Source organism: Streptomyces niveus (assembly GCF_001723055.1).
Classification (GTDB): domain Bacteria; phylum Actinomycetota; class Actinomycetes; order Streptomycetales; family Streptomycetaceae; genus Streptomyces; species Streptomyces niveus.
In genome coordinates this window covers 1-11,928 of the sequence record NZ_MDCR01000405.1, presented here as the reverse complement: position 1 = coordinate 11,928, position 11,928 = coordinate 1, and the positions used below count along the sequence as shown (strand labels likewise).

Annotated in this window: 13 protein-coding genes; 2 read left to right on the top strand and 11 right to left on the bottom strand. The window is 70.8% G+C overall.

What is annotated here, in order from left to right; translation table 11 throughout:
- On the bottom strand, positions 1-574 hold a 574-nt coding region (locus tag BHU15_RS34740), incomplete at its 3' end, for a DMT family transporter (protein WP_141726946.1).
- Between the two features lie 86 nt (positions 575-660).
- On the opposite strand from BHU15_RS34740, the gene BHU15_RS34735 reads away from it, so the two are divergent.
- Positions 661-1,284, top strand: a complete 624-nt coding sequence (locus tag BHU15_RS34735; RefSeq protein ID WP_069630763.1) for a TetR/AcrR family transcriptional regulator — start codon at positions 661-663, stop codon at positions 1,282-1,284.
- Here BHU15_RS34735 and BHU15_RS34730 read toward each other — a convergent pair.
- From BHU15_RS34730 to BHU15_RS34715, 4 genes are all read right to left on the bottom strand, one after another.
- A complete protein-coding gene (locus BHU15_RS34730) occupies positions 1,251-3,482 on the bottom strand; it encodes an MMPL family transporter (protein ID WP_069630762.1) in 2,232 nt (743 codons plus the stop codon). The two genes, BHU15_RS34735 and BHU15_RS34730, sit on opposite strands and share 34 nt — an antisense overlap.
- Before the next feature lie 129 nt (positions 3,483-3,611).
- Positions 3,612-3,884, bottom strand: a complete 273-nt coding sequence (locus BHU15_RS34725; RefSeq protein ID WP_069630761.1) for a hypothetical protein — start codon at positions 3,882-3,884, stop codon at positions 3,612-3,614.
- Positions 3,884-4,249, bottom strand: a complete 366-nt coding sequence (locus BHU15_RS34720; protein WP_069630760.1) for an ArsR/SmtB family transcription factor — start codon at positions 4,247-4,249, stop codon at positions 3,884-3,886. The genes BHU15_RS34725 and BHU15_RS34720 overlap by 1 nt, the downstream gene beginning before the upstream one ends.
- A gap of 126 nt (positions 4,250-4,375) precedes the next feature.
- Entirely contained in the window at positions 4,376-5,419 is a 1,044-nt protein-coding gene (locus tag BHU15_RS34715; protein ID WP_069630759.1) for a LysR family transcriptional regulator, read from the bottom strand.
- Between the two features lie 203 nt (positions 5,420-5,622).
- On the opposite strand from BHU15_RS34715, the gene snpA reads away from it, so the two are divergent.
- Positions 5,623-6,279, top strand: coding sequence for a snapalysin (snpA, locus tag BHU15_RS34710; RefSeq protein WP_069630758.1), 657 nt, complete (start codon positions 5,623-5,625; stop codon positions 6,277-6,279).
- A 128-nt stretch (positions 6,280-6,407) separates the two neighbouring features.
- Here snpA and BHU15_RS34705 read toward each other — a convergent pair whose 3' ends face one another.
- The 6 genes from BHU15_RS34705 to BHU15_RS34680 all read right to left on the bottom strand — a co-directional run bounded on the left by BHU15_RS34705 (position 6,408) and on the right by BHU15_RS34680 (position 11,636).
- Complete coding sequence (locus tag BHU15_RS34705) at positions 6,408-6,770, bottom strand: GntR family transcriptional regulator (RefSeq protein WP_069630757.1); 363 nt, start codon at positions 6,768-6,770, stop codon at positions 6,408-6,410.
- Position 6,771: 1 nt separating this feature from the next.
- Positions 6,772-7,737 carry a DUF1648 domain-containing protein gene (locus BHU15_RS34700; protein ID WP_069630756.1) on the bottom strand — a complete coding sequence of 322 codons (966 nt, stop codon included), beginning with the start codon at positions 7,735-7,737 and terminating at the stop codon, positions 6,772-6,774.
- Positions 7,738-7,852: 115 nt separating this feature from the next.
- Complete coding sequence (locus BHU15_RS34695; protein WP_069630755.1) at positions 7,853-8,293, bottom strand: DUF6304 family protein; 441 nt, start codon at positions 8,291-8,293, stop codon at positions 7,853-7,855.
- A 44-nt stretch (positions 8,294-8,337) separates the two neighbouring features.
- Complete coding sequence (locus tag BHU15_RS34690) at positions 8,338-8,916, bottom strand: dihydrofolate reductase family protein (RefSeq protein WP_069630754.1); 579 nt, start codon at positions 8,914-8,916, stop codon at positions 8,338-8,340.
- Positions 8,917-9,081: 165 nt separating this feature from the next.
- A complete protein-coding gene (locus BHU15_RS34685) occupies positions 9,082-10,122 on the bottom strand; it encodes a family 2 encapsulin nanocompartment cargo protein polyprenyl transferase (RefSeq protein WP_171908509.1) in 1,041 nt (346 codons plus the stop codon).
- A gap of 107 nt (positions 10,123-10,229) precedes the next feature.
- Positions 10,230-11,636: a family 2B encapsulin nanocompartment shell protein gene (locus BHU15_RS34680; protein WP_069630753.1), complete on the bottom strand. Its 1,407-nt coding sequence runs from the start codon at positions 11,634-11,636 to the stop codon at positions 10,230-10,232.
- Between the last annotated feature and the right edge of the window lie 292 nt (positions 11,637-11,928).

Genomic DNA, 11,928 nt, shown 5'->3' with positions numbered 1-11,928 from the left:
CGGCGGCGCTCGTGCCGCAGTGGATCGTCATCGCCACGGACGGCGCGACCGTCCTGCGGGCGCGGCTCTCCAGGAAGGTGGCGGCGACCAGCGACAGCATGCCGAGGAACGGCACCGCGTACGCCCACAGCGGCACGCCCCGCGCCGCCGCCGCGTCCGCCGATGTCACGACGAGCACTCCGGCCACCCCGAGGCACAGTCCCAGCCACTGCCGTCCGGAGACGTACTGCCGCAGCAGCGGTCCGGCAAGCGCGCCAGCGACGAGTGGCTGGGTCCCGTCGATGAGGGCGGTCGTGCCGCTGGAGACGCCGAGTTGGATGGCGTAGTAGACGGTGAGGAGATAGCCGCTCTGCGACAGCGCGCCGATCACGCACTGCCGCAGCAGGTCGCGCGCCGTCAGCCCGCGCCAGGCGGCGCGGGCGCGGACGACGGCGAACGCCCCGAGGACGAGTGCCAGGGGCAGGAAGCGCCACATCAGGATCGTGACGGCGTCGGCGCTGCCGGCGCCGAGCTTGGCGCCGATGAAGCCCGAGCTCCAGCAGATGACGAACGCGACGGAGAGGAGGACGTTCACGGCAGGACACCACCGGTGAGCGAGGAGACAGGTATACCGATCTGTTTACTCATCTTCTTCACTATACAGATCGGTATACTTCTCGCATGAGCACCAGCGCGAGCAGGAACAGCGTCCCCAGGCGGATCGCCATGACTCCCGGCGCGGGGCGCGCCCTCGACGCCGCGTCGCGGCTCTTCTACGAGCACGGCATCCACGCAGTCGGCGTCGACCGCATCGCCGCCGAGGCCGGGGTCACGAAGAAGACGCTCTACGACCGGTTCGGCTCGAAGGAGCAGATCGTCGTCGAGTATCTGACCGGCCGCGACGAGCGCTGGCGCGCGCTCCTGGACGAACGGCTGGCGGCGGCGCCCCCGGCACCCGCCGAGCATGTCCTCGCGGTCTTCGACGCGTCCCGCGCCTGGGCGGAGGCGAACGGCGCCCGGGGGTGCAGCATGATCAACGCCCATGCCGAGATCGACGATCCGCGGCACCCGGCTTACGCGGTGATCACCGGCCAGAAGGCGTGGATGCTGGAGCTGTTCACCAGCCTCGCGCGGGAGGTCCTGGCGCCGGGCGAGGCGACCGCGTCCGAGACGGCCGACCGCCTCGCCCGTACGCTCATGCTGCTCCACGAGGGCGCGCTCGTCGCCCACGGGCTGGGCGTCTTCCCCGACGCCTTCGGGCTCGCCCGCGATCAGGCGCGGGCGGTGCTCGATTCGTACGCGTGAGTGTCCTTGTCACGCGTACGGAGCGCTGCCGAGCCGCCCCGACCCGGCAGCGTCCACGCCCGCTCCCCCAGCAGCGCGAGCGCCGCCGGCAGCAGTACGCCCCGCACGACCGTCGCGTCGATGAGGATCGCCACCGCCATCCCCGTCCCGAGCATCTTGTACTCGATCGCGGACAGCGTCGTGAAGACCGAGAACACCCCCACCATGATGGCGGCCGCGCTGGTCACGACACCCGCGCTGACCGCGATGCCGCCGACGATCGCCTCGTGGCCGCCGTCGGGACCGCCCCGCGATCCGGCCCACCGCTCACGGATCCGGCTGAGGATGAAGATGTGGTAGTCCATGCTCAGCCCGAACAGGATGACGAACATGAACAGCGGCAGCCAACTCACCACACCCCCATAGGCGTTGAAGTCCAGCAGCGACTCCAGCCGGCCGCCCTGGAAGACCGCGACGAGCACCCCGTACGCCGCCCCGATCGACAGCAGGTTCAGCGCGATCGACACGAGCGGCAGGGCGAGTGAGCGGAAGGCGACGACCAGCAGGACGAAGGCCAGGACGAGGACGAAGGCGAAGACGACCGGCGTCCGCGCGTTCACCTGCCGCGTGAAGTCGTACGGCGTCGCGGTCCGGCCCGCGACGGCGACCTCGGCACCCTCCACCGCCCCCACCGTCGCGGGCACCGCGCGCTCCCGCAGGAATTCCAGGGCCCGTGCCGACTCCGGATCCGTACCGGCCCCCGCCAGCGGCACCCGCACCACCAGCAGGTCGCCGACCGGCACCATCGTGATCGGCTCACGCAGCGCCCCCTTGCTCCGCGCGGCCTGCTCGTGCAGCGCGTCGGCCGCCGCCCGCGCCTTCGGACCGTTGTCCGACACCACGACCCGCGCCGGCGTGGCCACCCCCGGGAACACCTGCTGCATCCGGGCGCCCGCGTCCGCCGCCGCCGAGACACCGCGCGGCAGGCTCTGGATCTGCGTGGCGTCCTGGAGATGCATCCCGAACGCCGGCAGGGCCATGACGGCGAGGAGCAGCGCCGCCGTGCCGCCGGTGAGCACCGGACGGCGTACGACCCGGCGCGCCACGGCCGTCCAGATCCGCGACCGGCCCGCCGCCGTACGCCGCCGTCCCAGCCAGGGGATACGGCCCAGATCGATCCGGTCCCCGAGCGCGGCCACCAGCGCGGGCAGCACCGTCACCGACCCGAGCACCGCCAGACCGACCACCAGGACGGTCCCGAGCGTGAGCCCCTTGAACACGTCAACTCCCGTGAACAGCAGGCCCGTCATGCACACCATCACCGTCAGACCGGACACCACCACCGCGTGGCCCGAGGTGCGCGACGCGATCCGCAGCGCCTCCTGGACCCCTCGCCCGGCCGCGCGTTCCTCGCGGACACGGCGCAGATGGAACAGCGAGTAGTCGATACCCACGGCCATGCCGATGAGCAGCACGATCGCGGAGGCGGCGCTGTTGAACGGCACCCACCTGCCGAGCGTGTCCAGCAGCCCGAACGCGGCGGCGACGGCGGTCGCCGACAGCAGAAGCGGGATCCCGGCTGCGACGAGCGAGCCGAAGACGACGAGCAGGATGACGACGGTGAGGGGCAGCGACGTCGTCTCCGCCCGCTTCATGTCGTCCTTGATGCCCTGGTCCACCGCCGACGCCAGGCTGGAGTCCCCGGCCTGGTCGAGGCGTGCCTCGGGGTGCTGTCGTGCCACCTTCTCGACGGCGTCGAAGGCCGTCTGTCTGTGGGTGTCGAACTCGGCGCCGGGACCGGCGATCTCGAAGGTCACGAGGTCGGCCGTGCCGTCGCCGGAGACCCAGCGCCCGCCGTGCGCGCCGAGCGGCGAGCCGACGTCCCGTACGGCGTCGGGGATCGCGCGCAGGGCCGCGACCAGGTCGTTCGTGACGGCGCGCCGGGTCTCGGGGGCCCGGCCCGCCCCGGCGCGGATCATCACGTTCTCTCGTATCGAGTCACCGGCGTCCTGCGCGGAGACCATCCGCTGGCCCCTGCCCGCCTCGCCGGGCTCGGTGGATCTGACCTGCCCGCCGGGGAGCAGGGAGGTGGACAGCACGGCGACCACGACCAGGAGCAGCCACGCGGCGATGGCCGCCGTACGGTTCCTGGCGGACCAGCCGGCGACGGACTCGACGAGTCCGGCGCGTGGGCGTTCTGACTTGATTCGGCGCAGCATGAGCTGCTCTCCTTCTCTCGGAGGTCGCGTCCGTGGAGCTCGCCGTGAGGCGAGGTGGAGCGCCTTCTGTGCCCGGGTCGTCGAGTTGCCGCTCGACGGCCCGGGGTTGTGTGCGGCTGGGTCGACGCCCTATTCGACGTCCTTGAGGATCCGTTCCAGCGATCCGGTCCGGCTCTGGAGATCGGTGAGCTGCCGGCCGAGGTCGGCGAGCTGCTTCTCCGTACGCCGCTGGCCCTCCACGGCCTGGGCGGCGAGCTGGCGGTACTCGTTCTCGCCGGCCCTGGCCTCCCTGGCCCGGCGGCCCGCGGTGAAGTGCCACAGGGTCAGCGTCACCACGATGATGAGGAGCGCGAACAGCCCTGTCGCTCCGATGACTTCCTGCCATGCCTGCTCGTCGTCCATCAGGTGGCCCCCTTCTCGTCTGTCTCGTTCGTGTGGTCGGCCGGCGCCTGACCGGCCGGCGTCAGCGTCTGTACGGCGGTGACGATGTCCTGCGGCGTCAGACGGACGGCGAACGCGTTCACCTCGTAGAACTTCATGGCTTTCCCGTCCTCCGACAGCTCCAGCCGCGACGTGACCAGACCCGCCGCTTCGAGCTTCTTGAGATGGACCTGGAGCAGCGCCCTGCTGATGTCCAGCTCCCTGGCCAGCCGGCTGACGTAGTTGCGTCTCCCGGCGAGTGCCGCGACGACGCGCAGCCGGTGGGGGTTGGACAGCGTCGCCAGTACGCGCACCAGGTCGTCGCCCGTGGGCACGGGTGAGTTCATAGCGGCCTCCTGCACATGCAAAGAAAAGTTAGCAGGTGCCTACGCGAATTAATAACCCCATGTGCGAAGCGAGTTGAGACGGACCGAGACGGGTTGAGAGAGACGCGGGGCCGCAGGGCCGCGGGCTCAGGCGGCGGGCGCGTGCAGCAGCGGGCTCTTGTTGCGCATCAGCCACTGTCGGTACACGACGGCCTGCAACGCCGCCTCGCGGTAGGCCGCCTCCAGATCCGCGTACACCTCGGCGCCCCCGGGCCCGTCGCCGTCCGCACCGGCACCCGCGTCCGCACCGGCACCGGCGCCCGCGCTCGTACCAACGCCCGCGATGCCCGCGCCCTCGTACGCCCCCGGCCGTGAGAACAGCAGCAGCCGCACGCCCAACGGGTCGTCCCGCAGCGGCCGTACGACCATGTCCTCGCGCGGGACGGACGTCGGCTGGCACGGCGCTATCGCCTCGCCGACCGCGATCAGCGAAGACGCGGTCAGGTAATCCCCGTGCAGTACGGGTGGGTTGAGCCCGGCGGCACCCAACACCCGCCGCAGACCGTCCCATTCACCGTCCACGGTCGGGTCGATCATCCACCGGTCGGCCGCCAGGTCGGCCAGCTCCACGATCTGGCTGCCGGCCGCCGGATGGTCCCGGGCCAGCGAGATGAACTGCGGTTCCCGCTCCACCAGTACGCGCCGGTCCAGCCCGGCCGGCACCCGCAGCGGACAGCCCTCGACCTCGTGCACGAACGCCACGTCGAGCCCGCCGCCCGCGACCTGGCGCAGCAGCGCGTTCGCCGAGACGTCCATCTGGAGCGAGATGTCCGTGCCCGGCAGCCGTTCGCGCAGTCTGCGCAGCCAGCCCGCCAGCGCGCGGCTCGCCGTGGAGCCGATCCTCAGCCGGGGCCCCGCGGACCGGTCGGCCGCCGCTCTCGCCTCGCTGACGAGTACGGCCATCTCGGCCACCAGCGGACGCGCGCGGCTGAGCACGGAGTGACCGAGCAACGTGGGCCGGCAGCCGGTACGTTCACGGGAGAACAGCTCGGCGCCGAGCGAGTTCTCGATCCGCCGCAGCTGCGTCGTCAGGGACGGCTGGCTCATCCCGAGCTGCCGGGCCGCTTTGTGCAGGCTCCCGGCGTCGGCTATGGCGCACAGCGCGCGCAGATGCCTGACCTCCAGCTCCATGTACCGAAGAGTAGGCCCGCCTTTTGCGTCACGCCAGGGACCCAAAGGGCGGTAATTGGCCGTCATTCGAAGGAAATTAGGCGAGCGGACACCGGGGGGATGCTCTGGTGCTATCACCCTTCGGCATCATCCGCCGCGGCGCTGTGAGGCACGACACTCTCCCTACCGAATCCGTTCTCGGACGAGTAGTAGGAGCCCCCCACATGAGATACCCCAAGACGGCCGTCTCCGCGATCGCCGGCATCTCGCTCGCCTTCGCGACCGCCCTCACCGCCACTCCGGCCGCCGCCGCTGACCCCACCAGCGCCGCGCCCGCCACCACCTCGTACGCCCAGTACGAGGGTTCGCCGCAGGACTCCGCCGCGACCAAGGCCTTCTACGAGGCGGTCCTGAAGTCGGTGGCCGAGAAGCGTGCCGCCAACCCCGGCGCCCTGGCCGTCACCGTCGTCTACGACGCGTCCGGCGCCCCGTCGTTCGCCGGCGAGATAGCCAGCAGCACCCGGATCTGGAACAGCTCCGTCGCCAACGTGCAGCTTCAGCAGGGCGGCAACGCGGACTTCACCTACGAAGAGGGCAACGACCCGCGTGGCTCGTACGCGAGCACCGACGGGCACGGCCGTGGCTACATCTTCCTGGACTACGCGCAGAACCAGCAGTACGACTCCCTGCGCGTGACCGCCCACGAGACCGGGCACGTACTCGGCCTCCCGGACAACTACACGGCTCCGTGCAGCAAGCTGATGTCGGGCGGCGGCCCCGGCCCGTCCTGCACCAACTCGCAGCCGGACGCCGCCGAGCGCAGCCAGGTGGAGACCCTCTGGGCGAACGGCTTCGCCGCCGCGCTGGCCAAGGCCTCCTGATCCGTAGCTGATCCGCCGCAGGCCGGCAGATCGGACCCCCCACCGGATCAGGCACCGACCGGGCGTGCCGGTACTCGCTGTCGAGTGCCGGCACGCCCGGAGTGCGTTCGCCCAGTCGTAATGGCCTGTCAGGTCGTCGTCATGCCCAGCCGCACCATGGACATCAGCTCCTCCTCCGACATCCCCAACTCACGTGCTTCGTCGACCAGTTCCCGTACGCGCTCCAGGATCTTGGCCCGGCCTGGCGAGACAGGTCCCGGTACGACGACGGCGCCCCGGCCCCTGCGCAGTTCGATCAGGCCCTCCTCGCGCAGCCGCTGGTAACCGCGCAGCACCGTATGGACGTTGACGCCGAGCGAGTCGGCGAGGGCCCGCGCCGCCGGGAGGCGGTCGCCGGGGTTCACCGTGCCGTCGGCGATGGCCCCGCGTACAGATCCGGCGATCTGGTCCCCGAGCGGCACCGAGGACGCCGGGTCGACCCGGAAGAGCACGTCAGCCCCTCTTCCGCCGGTCGACGAGGGTGTTGAGCAGCGCGGCGGCCGTCGCGGAATCCGCCACCGTGACCGCGAACTCGCGGCCGTTGGCGCGCCGTACGACGATCGCCTCCCCGGAGCGCATGACGACGCCGGTGCGCTTGTGCCTGATCCGGTAGCCCCAGCCTCCGTATTCGGCGACCGCGTTGATCCGGCGGCTGCTCGCCGCCTCGATGTCCTTCAGCGGCACCCGTACCCGCGGCCAGGACAGGGCGCCCATGCGGACGGTGAGTCCGTGCCGGTCGACCGACACGTGCGCGGAGGCGAAGACCAGGGCCAGCAGGCCGATGACGAACACCATGGGACCGTACCGCCAGCTGACGGCGACCGCGACGAACACCCCGGCCGTCAGTGTCGCGAGCCCCACCGCGAGGAGCGGGCCGGAGCCCGTACGCCGGGACCAGCCGGCCAGTTCGCCCTCCGCCAGGTCGATCCGGGTCGTGCCGTCGTCGCCGGTGGGTTCGTGGCCGGGGTTCGGCACGAAGCGGGTGAGCAGCAGGCCCACGCCGGCCGCCGCGAGGGCGACGGCCGCGCCGACGGCGAGCTGCCACGGCGGGAGGCGGACGGCGGAGCTGTCGGTCGCGTCGAGGTTGGCGAGGAGTGTCGCGGTGAGCGTGTAGCCCAGCAGGCCGCCCAGTGCCCAGCCGCCCGCCGTCAGCCACTTCAGCGCGCGTGCGGTGAGCGGGCTGCCGAGCGCCGACACGACCCACAGCGCACCGACTCCGGCGAAGAGCAGCACGCTCGCGACGAGAGCGGCGGTGCGGGACATCGGGTCGCGATCGGAGTCGCCGGAGAGGTCGAAGTGGGTGGCGAGTGAGTCGGGCAGCCGGTCCCCGACGACCAGAAGAACGGCCAGTTGGACACCGAGCGCCAGCGCGAACGGCGCGACGGTGACGGTCGCGAGGCGGATACGAGCCTGGTTCATAAAACCTCCCTTGTTCGCATACTACTAGAACAATGAATGAGGCATAAAGCAACCGCCCCGGCAGGTGTCGTGCACCTGCCGGGGCGGTTCCGGCGACCCAGTGACTCCCGGCGGCTCAGGCGTTCACCAGGATCCTGCCCTCGAACTCCGTGTCGTCCGGCAGCTGTCGCCTGATCCGGTCGAGCGCGTCCCGGAAACCGGCCCCGACGATGCCCGACTCGTAGGCCGCCCCGCCGCAGCGCAGCGTCAGGCTCAGCTCCGCACGCCCGGACGGCGCGTCCGACGCCCGCTCATGGAGCGTCAGCAGGCAGCTGAGCGTGGCCTGTTGGACCGTGCCGCCCGCGTTGACGGGCATGGGTATGTCCCACTCCAACACGCAGGACGACAACACCCCGCCCGCCTCCGTGGGCTCCAGCACGGAGAAATCGGCCCCCTCGTAAGCAACTCCCCTGATGTGGGTACGGACTTGGCGTCCGTCCGCGATGATCGCGATGGGTTCCGCACCGCGGCGGTCCCGGTACCAACCCGCCCATGACTCCGTCGACTCCGCTGTCATTTCGCGGACTGTAGCGGTACGGGACACTCCGCCGCGCGCGTGGGTCACCGCTTGCGGCTGTACGTCCTGACGACCGCTCCGTTGCCGAAGGTGCGATTGGACTCCAGGGCGAACTCGGTCTGGGCGTACTTGGTACCGAACATGGGCATTCCGGAGCCGAGGATGAGCGGATACGTCTTGACGACCAGCTCGTCCACCTCGTCGAACAGCTCGGCGGCGAGGTTGGCTCCGCCGCAGAGGTAGATCCCGAGACCCTCCTCCCGCTTCAACTCCCGCACCAGGGCGGCGATGTCCCCGGAGACGATCTCCACGGCCGGGTCGGGACTGGTGAGGGTCCGTGAGGCGACGAGCTGGCGCATGTGCGCGTACGGACTGGTGACGCCGATGTCCAGGGCCAACTCATAGCTGCGCCTGCCCTGGATGATCGTGTCGAACTGCTTGTTCTCCAGATGGTCGATACCCAGCGGCTGACGGCCGGGCGTCGGCAGCGTTTCCGGGTACTCGTCCTTGAGGAAGTCGAGGAACTCCTCGTCGGCGAAGCGGGTGAAGAACTCCGCCTCGCCGGTCGGGTCGCCGATGTAACCGTCGATCGATACGGCGATGAAGTAGCTGAGCTTGCGCAAACCGGTCCTCTTCCGAGCTGGGCGACAGGAATGGCACGGCGGGCACCCGGAGCGAATCCGGGGTGCGCGGCCGTAACCACTTCATCCATAGTGCTTCACCCGTAGTGGTTACGCAAGTGCCTTTCCCCGCCCCCGATCGCCCCCGCCGCGCCCGGCCCGGCCGGCTCAGCGCGTACGGCGCGTGACGTATTCGGCCAGGGCCAGCAGATCACCCGCCGTCGCCAGATCCGGTACCGCCAGGGAGAGTTGATGGACCGCGCGGGCCATCCGGTCGGCCGCCTGGGCCTGCGCCCAGTCGCGCCCGCCGGCCCGCTCGACCGCCGACGCCGCCCGCGCGACCGCGGTCTCGTCCATCGGCCGCCGGTAGAGATCGGCCAGTTCCTCGGCGGCCGGGTGCCCCGACACCAGCGCGGCGACGACCGGAAGCGACTTCTTGTGGGCGACCAGATCCGCGCCGGCCGGCTTGCCCGTACGGGCCGGATCGCCCCAGATCCCGATCAGATCGTCGATCAGCTGGAAGGCCAGCCCCGCCTCCCGCCCGAAGGCGTCCAGCGCTTCCACCGCTGCGTCGTCCGCGTCGGCGTAGAGCCCGCCAAGCGCGCATGAAGTGCCCAGCAGCGCACCGGTCTTGGCCATCGCCATCGTCAGGCACTCGTCCAGCGACACGTCCTTCGGCCCGCGCCGCTCCAGCGCGCAGTCCGTCTGCTGTCCGGCGCACAGCTCGATGACGCAGTCCGTGAGCCGTACGGCCGCCCGGGACGAGGCCGGATGGCGGTCCTCGGCCAGCAGTTTCAGCGCCAGGGACTGCATGGCGTCGCCGACGATGATCGCGTCGGTGGTGCCGAACACCGTCCAGGCCGTGGGCCGGTGTCTTCGGGTCGGGTCCTCGTCGATGACGTCGTCGTGCAGCAGGGTGAAGTTGTGGGCCAGCTCCACCGCGACGGCGGCCCGGACGGCGCGGTGCGGCTCCCCGCCGACGGCCCGCGCCGCCGCGAGTACGAGAGCGGGCCTGATCGCCTTCCCCCCACCGCCCTTGGCCGGTGAGCCGTCGGCCTCCTGCCAGCCGAAGTGATATCTCGCGACGCGGCGCATGGCCGGGGGCAGCGACTCGACGGCCGCGCGGAGTTCCGGTTGGACGACGCTACGCGATCGCTCCAGGAGCGCCACGGCCTCGTGGCCGTCGGTGGCGGCATCCGTGCTGGTCATGGTCAGGTTCACTTCCTCTGCGGCGGACTGGGCGACTACCGGGCGCGCGCGGGTGGGGCCCGGCCGTACGGACGCACGCCCGCCGGACCCCACCCGCGCGCATCACCTCAGATCCGGCTGCTCACTTCCACGTTCTCCAGGACACCGAGGGCGTCCGGCACCAGGATCGCCGCCGAGTAGTAGGCGGTGACCAGGTACGAGATGATCGCCTGCTCGTCGATCCCCATGAACCGGACCGACATGCTGGGCTCGATCTCGTCCGGGATGCCGCTCTGCTGGAGCCCCACGACGCCCTGCTCGGCCTCGCCCGTACGCATACAGATGATCGAGGTCGTCCGGGCGTCCGAGATCGGGATCTTGTCGCAGGGGAAGATCGGCACACCGCGCCAGGCCGACACCCGGGTGCCCGCGACGTCCACCGTGGTCGGATTGAGCCCGCGCTTGTTGCACTCACGGCCGAAGGCGGCGATGGCCCTCGGGTGCGCGAGGAACATCTTCGAGCCACGGCGGCGCGACAGCAGCTCGTCCATGTCGTCCGGGGTGGGCGCCCCGTCGAACGGCTGGATCCGCTGCCCGTAGTCGCAGTTGTTGAGCAGACCGAACTCGCGGTTGTTCACCAGCTCGTGCTCCTGGCGCTCGCGCAGCGCCTCGACCGTGAGCCGCAACTGCTGCTCGGTCTGGTTCATCGGCTGGTTGTAGAGGTCGGCGACCCTGCTGTGGACCTTCAGCACGGTCTGCGCGACGCTCAGCTCGTACTCCCGCGGCGACAGCTCGTAGTCCACGAACGTGTGGGGCACCACGGCCTCGCCGACATGGCCGGCGGACAGCTCGATCGCGGCCTCGCCGTACTTGTTGGTCCGCTGCTCCGGGACGGACGCGAGCGCGTCCAGATGCCCGCGCAGCGACCCGGCCCGCTCCGCGAGGTTCAGCACGTCCTGCCGGGTCAGCACCAGCACCGTGCAGGCCGTCGCCGCGCGTGCCGTGTACGACCAGGTGGCGTCCCCGTCCACCAGCGCCTGGTCCCCGAAATACGCCCCGTCGGCGAGGACTTCGAGCACCGTCTCCGCCCCGTAGGGCCCCTCCCCCACCTTCTCCACCTTGCCGTGGGCCAGCAGGTACACCCGGTCCGCCGCGGCGCCGGAGGCGGCCACGGTCTGGCCCGCGTCGAACTCCTGCTGCTCGCAGCGGCCCGCCAGCTCGGTCAGGACCTGCTCGTCGTCGAAGCCCCGGAGCGCCGGCAGCTCGCCCAGCTCCGCCGGGATGACCGCCACCCGGTCGCCGGTCTGCACGAACGTCACACGCCCGTCGCCGACGGCGTAGCTGAGCCGACGGTTCACCCGGTACGTACCGCCCTGCACCTGGACCCAGGGCAGCATCCTCAGCAGCCAGCGGGAGGTGATCTCCTGCATCTGCGGCGGCGTCTTCGTGGTGGTCGCCAGGTTCCGCGCGGCGGCCGTTCCCAGGCTCTGCTGAGCGGGCGGTTCCACCGTACGGACCTCGTCACCAACCGACATGTGTCTCCCTCTCGATGATGGGCTGACCTGCGCGAACAAGCCTTGCATCACGGCCAGTTGGCGCGCCATCACACAAATGAGTGGGACTGGATCACGGCGGTCGGGGCACATTCACGACTTCTGTCATCCGCGTGCGGACTCACGGCCGAAAGTGATCGGATCGGCTCGTACAGCGTGCGAATCGATGGTCCACAGCGCCGAGTTCGGGGAATAGGCCAGCCAGACGGCCTCCGACACGGAGCGCTCCGAGTTCTCCGTATCCGCCATCTCCCCATCCCCCATCCCCCACTCC

What these genes read in the sequence shown, in the direction of transcription:
- BHU15_RS34735 (WP_069630763.1), top strand. Translation starts at nt 661, where the DNA reads ATGAGCACCAGCGCGAGCAGGAACAGCGTCCCCAGGCGGATCGCCATG.
- BHU15_RS34730 (WP_069630762.1), bottom strand. Translation starts at nt 3,482, where the DNA reads ATGCTGCGCCGAATCAAGTCAGAACGCCCACGCGCCGGACTCGTCGAG.
- BHU15_RS34725 (WP_069630761.1), bottom strand. Translation starts at nt 3,884, where the DNA reads ATGGACGACGAGCAGGCATGGCAGGAAGTCATCGGAGCGACAGGGCTG.
- BHU15_RS34720 (WP_069630760.1), bottom strand. Translation starts at nt 4,249, where the DNA reads ATGAACTCACCCGTGCCCACGGGCGACGACCTGGTGCGCGTACTGGCG.
- BHU15_RS34715 (WP_069630759.1), bottom strand. Translation starts at nt 5,419, where the DNA reads ATGGAGCTGGAGGTCAGGCATCTGCGCGCGCTGTGCGCCATAGCCGAC.
- snpA (WP_069630758.1), top strand. Translation starts at nt 5,623, where the DNA reads ATGAGATACCCCAAGACGGCCGTCTCCGCGATCGCCGGCATCTCGCTC.
- BHU15_RS34700 (WP_069630756.1), bottom strand. Translation starts at nt 7,737, where the DNA reads ATGAACCAGGCTCGTATCCGCCTCGCGACCGTCACCGTCGCGCCGTTC.
- BHU15_RS34695 (WP_069630755.1), bottom strand. Translation starts at nt 8,293, where the DNA reads ATGACAGCGGAGTCGACGGAGTCATGGGCGGGTTGGTACCGGGACCGC.
- BHU15_RS34685 (WP_171908509.1), bottom strand. Translation starts at nt 10,122, where the DNA reads ATGACCAGCACGGATGCCGCCACCGACGGCCACGAGGCCGTGGCGCTC.
- BHU15_RS34680 (WP_069630753.1), bottom strand. Translation starts at nt 11,636, where the DNA reads ATGTCGGTTGGTGACGAGGTCCGTACGGTGGAACCGCCCGCTCAGCAG.